This is a genomic window from Wolbachia endosymbiont of Leptopilina clavipes (assembly GCF_006334525.1).
Taxonomy (GTDB): domain Bacteria; phylum Pseudomonadota; class Alphaproteobacteria; order Rickettsiales; family Anaplasmataceae; genus Wolbachia.
In genome coordinates this window covers 1-7,084 of the sequence record NZ_QJHA01000003.1, presented here as the reverse complement: position 1 = coordinate 7,084, position 7,084 = coordinate 1, and the positions used below count along the sequence as shown (strand labels likewise).

Below are 7,084 nucleotides of genomic sequence, written 5' to 3'. Positions count from 1 at the left end.
GGAGGATATAGAAAAAGCAGTAGTTGAAATAGCAATAGAGTTTCCAGCATACGGACAAGAAAGAGCAGCAAACGAACTGAAAAAGAGAGGAATTCTCATCTCTGCAAGTGGAATAAGATCAGTGTGGCAAAGAAACGATCTTGAAAATTTTAAAAAGAGGTTAAAGGCATTAGAAGCAAAAGTAGCTCAGGATGGTATCATTTTAACAGAAGAACAGATAACAGCTCTAGAAAAGGCTAAGGAAGAAAAAGAGGCCCATGGAGAAATTGAAACAGAGCATCCAGGATACTTAGGTAGCCAAGACAGTTATTATGTTGGTAATATCAAAGGTATTGGACGAATTTACCAGCAAACCTTTGTTGATACCTATTCCAGAGTTGCTTTTGCTAAGCTTTACACAGAAAGGACTGCTATCACAGCTGCAGATCTTCTTAATGATAGGGTAGTACCGTTCTTTGATGAACAGAAAGTATCATTGCTACGTGTTTTGACGGATCGTGGTACAGAGTATTGTGGCAGACCTGAAAATCACGCTTACCAGCTATATTTAGGGGTAGAAAATATTGATCATTCTCGAACCAAAGCTCGTTCTCCACAGACTAATGGCATATGTGAAAGGTTCCACAGAACTATGCAAGATGAATGTTACAATATTATCTTTAGAAAGAAAATTTACACCTCTTTGGCAGAACTTCAGTTAGACGTAGACCATTGGGTGCATTCTTACAATAGATCTAGACCGCATTCAGGTAAATATTGCTATGGTAAGACTCCTATGCAAACCTTTTTTGATAGTATGCATATTGCTTATCAGAAAAATATTGATAGCATTAAACAGGATGCTGATTTTGGTTTTGACTTTGTTAATTCTTCTGTCAGTTAATTCATGCTTGTCAGATTAAGTCTAGACTATTACACATAAGATCCACAAATTTCTTTCTTGCTACAATCTGGGGTTATTTTTTGAGACGTAATTTCTCTATTTTCATCCCTTCCTCCATTAGTAACAGGTTTGACTACATTAGTTCCACCTCCTCCATTGGGACAAGGTTTATCTGTACCACTTCCTTTCTCTTTTTTACATTCTTCAGCTTCTTTTTTATACCACTCAGTCTCTGCTTTTGCCGTGTCAATTTTACACTGTATAAGTTCTTCTTTATCACTTCCTTTCTCTTTTTTACATTCTTCAGCTGCTTTTTTATAACACTTATTCTCTGCTTTTGCCATGTCAATTTTATACTGCATAAGTTCTTCTTTTACCTTGTCAATTTTACACCGCATAACTTCTTCTCTCTCTTGTCCAATTTCGCACCTCAAAGCTTCTATTCTTGCTTGCTCAGCTTCCAATTTTGCTTGCTTAGCTTCTAATTTTGCTTGTTTAGCTTCTGCTTGAGCATCATCATACTTTGCCTGATTAATTGCCTGTTCAGAGCCTTCTTTCATCTTCTCAGCATCTTTTTTACACTGTATTAACTCATCTTTTGCTTCCTTAGCTTCATTCTTAGTTTGTTCTACCTTCCCTTTCTCTTCTTGAACCTGTGACTTTAATTCACTAGTTTCTGCTTCTAATTGTGTAATTTCTCTTTGTGATTCCACAGCATCTTTTTTACACTGTATTAACTTATCTTTTGCCTTCTTAGTTTCATCTCTACAGTCACGAAGTAAATCTTCTTCTGATTTCTTATCCTCTTCTCCCGCAACCTGATCTCCTAGATTTTCGACTTGCTCACCCTCTTCACCATAAAAAAGTTTGTTGGCATATAAATTACTATTATTAACTTGATCGCTATAGATATTGTTTGACATTGTGACCTCCTATATAGTCAAAACTGGAATTAAATTAGAGTATAAAAGCTAGGAATTCAACATGGGTAAAAGAAACCACAGCTCAGGAAATCTAAGGTTAACTCAGAAATTATTATAAGCCAAAATGATTAAAAATTTTATAACTTATATTGTAGATCTAGCATGATAACCAACAATTAGATTTTCTTCCAATTTCCACCTTACTCACCAGCTTGACACAGTCCATCTTTATTCATTAGAGAGCCGTGATTCCTCTACTCTCCAATGATTAATCACTTGTCAGTTTTGAGTGTAGTAGTTGATAGCCTGTACGTAAATACGTTGCTTTTGTTCTTTAGAAATTTTTAGTCTACTATCTTTATCCAGAAAAAAATTGTAAAATTTCTATAGTTATGGTATAATTGTAAATACCGCTTGCCAATAAGCTGAGTATAAAAATGCCGTTCGGACAAATCATTACATATAGCACGATATTACTTACTATAATTGCAGTATTTCTCTTTTTGAGAAAAATATACAAAAATCATATTAGAAAAATTATATTTCCTCTAAAAGTTCTCAAAGAAGAGTGGGAAGAAAATAGAAGATTTAACGAATTATATCAAAAAAATAAGCAAAAAGAGTTGATGAAACAACAGGAAATGCTAAGGGAGAAACAAAAGAATATGCAAGTTTACAAAGAAGATCTAGAAATAGTTGATATAGCAAAACCGTTAGGTAAATGGACAAAGATGGTTATGATGGGTAATAGCTTAATGAAACATTTTGCACAATTGATACACAGAAAAGGTGATAAGAAAGGATTTTGGGAGCTATTTATAAAAGCTCAGTTTTCAACTAAGGGTAAATATAAAGGAAAAGGCAGATGACGTATCCGTTGTATAACCTGCTTTCTGGCATTAAACTTCTTAAGTGTTATAGTCAGTCAAGTATAAGGGTGTCATCCCAGTGCTTGACACTGGGATCCAGCTCTTCATGTAATCTAGTTAAAAATATTAATTTTAACATAAAGCAACTACTTTTATGCCAACCAGCTCAGCGTGCTTACTTAAAATTCCTGGATCCCAGTGTCAAGCACTGGGATGACACCATCTGCTACCTACAAACCCAATGTTCGTACAGTTGTATGTCAAACACTGACTGTTTGTTGTGCAAGCTATCCAATGTTCATACACTGAAGTGTTTAGGCTCCAAGTTCTCTTTAAAGGTCCAATAGATGCTTGAATGTAAAAATCTATCCTGTGCTCGTAATAACAAAGTATTATTTAAAAACCTCAATTTTAAAGCTGAGCCAAAATCAAAAATCTTAATCACTGGTCCAAATGGTAGCGGCAAAACCAGCTTAATCAGAAGTTTATCTGGACTCTTACCGCCAGTATCAGGCAATATAAGATACTGCGGAAAAGACATATATGATGATCCAAAATCCTTTATATCTTCCATGGTTTACGTAGGACATAAAAACGCCTGTAAAGATAGTTTAACAATTGGTGAAAACATAGAATTCTGGGCAAGAATACGGAACACTAGAGAATCAGTTATGGCAGCTGCTTATTGTTTAGAGTTGCAGCCTGTATTTAACATTAGATATGGTGAACTTTCTGCAGGCTGGAAAAGAAGAGTTGCGCTTGCTCGCCTTTTAATTTCTAATGCAAACATTTGGCTGATAGATGAACCATTCTGTAATCTCGACAGTGCAACGTGTGAATTAATACTAAATCTAATCTCAATACGCTCTGAGCAGAACGGTACAGTAATTATTACAGGACATAGCTCTACAGAACAATTGTGTGACTTCAAGACAATCGACATACGTGATTTTAACAGACCTCTTGTATAATTTTTGGCCTTATTGTACTTACATCAATAATTTATTATCACATTTAATATTACGCATTAAAATTAACTCATCTCTTTCAAAGGCTCTATATTAAAAATAGAAAGCCCAGAAGAGATTACGTGCGCTAAGGCTTGGACGAGAAACATTCTTGCAGCGGTGAGGTTCAAGTTATCTTCTAGTATGAACCGCATGTTTAAATCACTTTTGCCATACCCCCATAAAACGTGAAACGCTTCCGCAACTTCAAGTAAGTAGAAAGTGATTCTGTGTGGCTCACAAAGCCTTGCAGATATTTCTACCACATCTGGCCACTTTGCTAAGGTTTTTATGAGGAAGAGCTCCCCATCAGTCTTTAAAAGTGAAGGATCTGCTGTTGGAAGCTCTTTTGGAGCATTACGCATTAATGAGTGAGCACGAGCATGGGCATATTGCACGTAAAAAATAGGGTTGTCTCTTGATTGTTCTTTTACTTTAACAAAATCAAAGTTCAAGACCATATCATTCTTGCGTGTTAACATTATAAAACGAGTTATATCCCCGCCAACCTCTTCCACTACATCCCTAGCTGTAAGAAAATTTCCTGATCTTTTCGACATCTTAACAGGTTTGCCATTTTCGAAGAAATTCACAATATTATGCAGTTTTACCTCTATCTTTGCTTGATCATCACTGAGCGCAGAGACAACTGCTCTAAGCCTTTTAATATAACCGCCATGGTCACTGCCGAGCTCTACGATCATATTGTTAAAACCACGTGATATCTTATCAAAATGGTAAGCAATATCCGATGCAAAATAAGTCCAGCTACCATCCTCTTTTTTTAGTGCGCGGTCAACATCATCACCAAATGTTGTAGAGCGAAATAACATTTCTTTTCTGGAAGTCCAACTTTCACTTTCTTTGCCTTTTGGTTTCTCCAAGTATCCTTCATACACAAGACCCTTATCAGATAATATCTTTATACTCTCTTCGATTTTGCCATTTTTTTGTAGCTCATACTCTGAAGTAAAAATATCATGATTGACTCCAAGCAAGCTCATGTCCTCCTTTATAAGTTCTAAGATAGAACTTAAAGTATATTCTCTAATTACTCGATTATCTTCCTCTTCTCTAAGCTCCTTGCCATATTTTTTAGCTAGCCCCTCCCCTATTGGTTTTAAATATTCACCTGGGTATAAACCTTTTTCGATGCTAATTTTTTCTCCCAGAGCTTCCTTATACCGCAAATATACTGACTTTATTAGTGTATCTATCTGCGCTCCAGCATCATTAATATAGTATTCCTTAGTAACTTTATAACCAACTTTTTTCAATAAATTTGCCAAAACGTCACCAAATACTGCCCCTCTTGCATGACCAATATGTAGTGGCCCAGTTGGATTTGCAGATACAAATTCAACATTGATGGCCTGATTGTTTCCAATGTTGAGAGTGCCAAACTCCGTTTTTAGCTCATTTATTTGCTTTAAAATCCCATGCCATACTTCCATTTTCAAGTGCATATTGATGAACCCAGGACCTGCTATTTCCACTTTTGCAACTTCATCAAAAGATTTAAATTCTTCTGCTAAGATCCCTACAATCTCAACTGGATTCTTTTTTTCATGCTTTGCAAGCACCATAGCAACATTTGTGTAAATATCTCCATGCGCTCTATTGCTCGGAGGCTCTACAATAAAGTTTGTTGCATTCGTACTTATAACACCCCTTTGCTTCAACTCATTTAATTTACTAAAGATTAGAGAGGCAACCTGCTTGAAAATGTTCATTTATTATACTGCTAAAATCTATAGCAGTATAGTTGATAAATGGAAGGAGTTGAAGGGTTATCTTAACTATTTTACCTTCATTTTCTCTTTTGCTTTAACAGGCTGATGTAACACTTGATAGATTAACTTAGACAGCAACTTTTCGTATATCATAGCATTATACTCTGAAACCATAAACTTAGATCAACATTAATTCAGAATAACCAAAGTCAAAAAACTCCGGATACCATATAATTCCAGGTAGTTCTATTTCCCAATCCCAAGTTGTATTCAGCATTACTGTGTTGCCATCATCGCAAGTATTAAACCATGCTACGTCATGATTACTACAACATGAATCATAACAATCGTTGAAACACAAATTATAATAATACTTGCAGCATGGGTGTAGTTTACACTCATCTACGGTAGGTTTTACCTTATTTCCTTCATCTACGGTAGTTTTTTCCTCATCTTTTTTATCTACTTCATCTGCGTTAAGTTTTTCCCTATCTTCTTCATATTGAACAGCATTCGTTAGATTATCAGTAACACTAGTATATGTTTTATTATCATACTGGTTATTAAGATTATACTTTAACATAAAAATCTCCCATACAATTAGAGTTATATATAAAATTATTAATAGAACAAGGTAAAAAATTACACGCCGAATTAGTTATTAATAAAGCTCTAAATCTATAGATATAAGGGCATAATACATACCCCATATCTATAGTATAAATTGTTATGTTATTACCATATCACATCAGTGCCATACCTATCGTCGCATTATGCTTTCAGCACATAGTATCACTACACGTCCTTCACACCTTTTACACCCTAACTAAGTTTTATCGCCTTCAAAATAAATCGTTGTGCTCTGGAGCTAATTTTGCAACTGTATCAGTTCCTATCCCAGTTCTTGTTCCCCAACCACAACATGGTACATTTAACACTACTGTGTTACCAGAATCGTGAGCATGATACCATGATGCTGTTGTACCATGACCATAACCGTGATTATTACCGTAGCATGGGTCATAACCATGTTTACAATGTGAGTTATAATCATAGTGGTATGGAGTACAATGATGCTTGAAAACGGGTCTTGACTGTGACATAAACGAGTAGTATGACAATGCTCATCTTTATCAGGAATGCATATTGATTTACAGCCTGGAAAAGAAGTTTTGGTATTATGAGAACAAACGTTTTTTGGAGATGAAGTGTGATAGTGAGTCATAAATATCCTTTAAAAAATAACTATTAGACTATTATAGGATAAAATAATTAATAAATTTATAATTTTAATACTAAGATTGATATATTTAAAATTTCCTTTCCAGCCGTTATACAAGTATAGCTCTTTTCATAATAGTCCAAACGAGGAAAATAAGGTTTTATAGTAGTGGAAGGTAAGGATGCCAGTAGCATATAGTTATGACTTAAGAAAAAAGGTAATGGAAGCATTGGATGAAGGAGAGAGTGGAGAAACTGTTGCCAAGAGATTTAAGATCGGAAAAACAACTTTATATGAGTGGAAGAAAAGACGTGAGAAAACGGGAGATTTTCAGTCAAAAAAGCCTGGAAGCGTGGCATAAAATTACCGACTGGAATGCATTTGCCGAATTTGCAAATGAGCAAGGTGGCAAAACTCAGTCAGAGATGCTGGGGCAATATTAGTAGA

General features: G+C 35.2%; 7 protein-coding genes and 1 pseudogene. 4 read left to right on the top strand and 4 right to left on the bottom strand.

Annotated features, from left to right (window positions below; all coding sequences use genetic code 11):
- A partial coding sequence (locus tag OUY_RS00215) for an IS481 family transposase (protein WP_139686379.1) occupies positions 1–883 on the top strand: 883 nt, incomplete at its 5' end.
- A gap of 29 nt (positions 884–912) precedes the next feature.
- On the opposite strand, the gene OUY_RS00210 is transcribed toward OUY_RS00215, so the two are convergent.
- Entirely contained in the window at positions 913–1,806 is an 894-nt protein-coding gene (locus OUY_RS00210) for a hypothetical protein (RefSeq protein WP_246038489.1), read from the bottom strand.
- 437 nt (positions 1,807–2,243) lie between these two features.
- Here OUY_RS00210 and OUY_RS00205 point away from each other — a divergent pair, with 437 nt between their 5' ends.
- Both OUY_RS00205 and ccmA read left to right on the top strand, forming a co-directional pair.
- Positions 2,244–2,675 (top strand): hypothetical protein, encoded by a 432-nt coding sequence (locus tag OUY_RS00205; RefSeq protein ID WP_139686378.1) that lies wholly within the window; start codon positions 2,244–2,246, stop codon positions 2,673–2,675.
- A 347-nt stretch (positions 2,676–3,022) separates the two neighbouring features.
- On the top strand, positions 3,023–3,646 hold the full coding sequence (ccmA, locus tag OUY_RS00200; protein WP_010404852.1) for a heme ABC exporter ATP-binding protein CcmA: 624 nt from the start codon (positions 3,023–3,025) through the stop codon (positions 3,644–3,646).
- Positions 3,647–3,708: 62 nt separating this feature from the next.
- Here the strand turns inward: ccmA and argS are convergent, their stop codons facing one another.
- From argS to OUY_RS00185, 3 genes are all read right to left on the bottom strand, one after another.
- Positions 3,709–5,415 (bottom strand): arginine--tRNA ligase, encoded by a 1,707-nt coding sequence (gene argS, locus OUY_RS00195; protein WP_139686377.1) that lies wholly within the window; start codon positions 5,413–5,415, stop codon positions 3,709–3,711.
- Between the two features lie 178 nt (positions 5,416–5,593).
- Entirely contained in the window at positions 5,594–5,998 is a 405-nt protein-coding gene (locus tag OUY_RS00190; RefSeq protein WP_139686376.1) for a hypothetical protein, read from the bottom strand.
- A 259-nt stretch (positions 5,999–6,257) separates the two neighbouring features.
- A complete protein-coding gene (locus tag OUY_RS00185; RefSeq protein WP_139686375.1) occupies positions 6,258–6,518 on the bottom strand; it encodes a hypothetical protein in 261 nt (86 codons plus the stop codon).
- Between the two features lie 300 nt (positions 6,519–6,818).
- On the opposite strand from OUY_RS00185, the pseudogene OUY_RS00180 reads away from it, so the two are divergent.
- Positions 6,819–7,065, top strand: a pseudogene (locus OUY_RS00180) (IS630 transposase-related protein); the annotation flags it as partial.
- Between the last annotated feature and the right edge of the window lie 19 nt (positions 7,066–7,084).

Excerpts from the sequence above, each read along its gene's own strand:
- OUY_RS00210 (WP_246038489.1), bottom strand. The coding sequence starts at position 1,806 with ATGTCAAACAATATCTATAGCGATCAAGTTAATAATAGTAATTTATAT.
- OUY_RS00205 (WP_139686378.1), top strand. The coding sequence starts at position 2,244 with ATGCCGTTCGGACAAATCATTACATATAGCACGATATTACTTACTATA.
- ccmA (WP_010404852.1), top strand. The coding sequence starts at position 3,023 with ATGCTTGAATGTAAAAATCTATCCTGTGCTCGTAATAACAAAGTATTA.
- argS (WP_139686377.1), bottom strand. The coding sequence starts at position 5,415 with ATGAACATTTTCAAGCAGGTTGCCTCTCTAATCTTTAGTAAATTAAAT.
- OUY_RS00190 (WP_139686376.1), bottom strand. The coding sequence starts at position 5,998 with ATGTTAAAGTATAATCTTAATAACCAGTATGATAATAAAACATATACT.
- OUY_RS00185 (WP_139686375.1), bottom strand. The coding sequence starts at position 6,518 with ATGTCACAGTCAAGACCCGTTTTCAAGCATCATTGTACTCCATACCAC.